The following is a 1,403-nucleotide window of genomic DNA, read 5'->3' on the forward strand; positions in this document are numbered from 1 at the left end:
AAAATCGGCCCAGATCCGCGAAATTTTAATCAGCGAGTCAGCTTGGGAAGAAATGACCTGCTTATTCGCACCTTCCTTAATATAAAGACACAAGCAGAGACATTTTTGGCACGATATAAAAACGCTAAGTTAAAAAATCACTATGACGTGTTGGGTATCAAATGTTCACTGGCATAAACCTCTGTTTCTGATGTAAAACAGATTTTCTGAGGAGGCGTAAAACCTCCTCGTACTGCGAAATTGATTTAGTGATAGCGATCGATCACGCCAACCAGATAGTGGTCGGTTTGCTGCATGTTGATGCCCGCTTTTTTAGCGCTGCGGACTTCATCCAGAATGATTTGCAACAGCGTCCCGTCCACGATTTCCTCTTTTCTGTATCGCTTCAGGAAGTTAATCGCTGACTTATCGTTTGCTGCCTGGGCGTCTTCCGTCAAAGAGGTCAGCGCATTAATGCGCTTCTGGTAATCGCTTACCGTCTGCTCAAACAGATCTTCCAGCGTGGAAAATTCACCGCACCGGGCGTGTTGCTCCTGTAACACCGGCGTGGCGCCGCTCTGTTTGATGTATTCGTACATGCGCATCATTTGCGTCACCGTATTTTGCGCCTGATGACGCAAAAATAGTGCGGTGCCATTAAGGCTATTCTCGCTGCACCTCTGGCTGAGCTGAAGATACAAATTTGAGGTATAAAACTCCTGATTCATTTGCGCATTCAGTTTTTGAACTATTCCGCTAGCGATCATAGGACTTCCTTATTTCTTGTCATCTCAGAAAACGGTCACTCTTCGAAAAAACAACCAGAATAAAAGCGATTCTTTCGCTTTTTTTATTGCGCCTGGTTACGCAGTCATATTCATTTTAAGTCGGGATGCTCCTTATTTAAATATCCAACCCTACTATCGCATTTCTATCTGGCATTATTCTGTGATGGTGTTTCGATATTCACACTCCCTGTGCCAATCCTTTCTTATCGACAGTAGGAAACTTCCTCCGGCTATTCTGCTGAACACGATTAGGGGCACTGTTGCAAAGTTAGCGATGAGGCAGCCTTTTGTCTTATTCAAAGGCCTTACATTTCAAAAACTCTGCTTACCAGGCGCATTTCGCCCAGGGGATCACCATAATAAAATGCTGAGGCCTGGCCTTTGCGTAGTGCACGCATCACCTCAATACCTTTGATGGTGGCGTAAGCCGTCTTCATGGATTTAAATCCCAGCGTGGCGCCGATTATCCGTTTCAGTTTGCCATGATCGCATTCAATCACGTTGTTCCGGTACTTAATCTGTCGGTGTTCAACGTCAGACTGGCACCGGCCTTCGCGTTTGAGCAGAGCAAGCGCGCGACCATAGGCGGGCGCTTTATCCGTGTTGATGAATCGCGGGATCTGCCACTTCTTCACG

At 46.2% G+C, this 1,403-nt stretch carries 1 protein-coding gene and 1 pseudogene; both read right to left on the reverse strand.

Features of this window, described 5'->3' with window-relative positions; translation table 11 throughout:
* Window positions 1-245 precede the first annotated feature (245 nt).
* On the reverse strand, window positions 246-746 hold the full coding sequence (locus OGX94_RS05345; RefSeq protein WP_001752509.1) for a non-heme ferritin-like protein: 501 nt from the start codon (window positions 744-746) through the stop codon (window positions 246-248).
* 326 nt (window positions 747-1,072) lie between these two features.
* Window positions 1,073-1,403 (reverse strand): annotated as a pseudogene (locus tag OGX94_RS05350) (IS6-like element IS26 family transposase); the annotation flags it as partial.

Source organism: Citrobacter sp. Cpo037, assembly GCF_030332945.1.
GTDB classification, from domain to species: domain Bacteria; phylum Pseudomonadota; class Gammaproteobacteria; order Enterobacterales; family Enterobacteriaceae; genus Citrobacter; species Citrobacter portucalensis.

Bases quoted from the DNA above. Each gene is read 5' to 3' on its own strand.
- OGX94_RS05345 (WP_001752509.1), bottom strand. From the start codon at position 746: ATGATCGCTAGCGGAATAGTTCAAAAACTGAATGCGCAAATGAATCAG.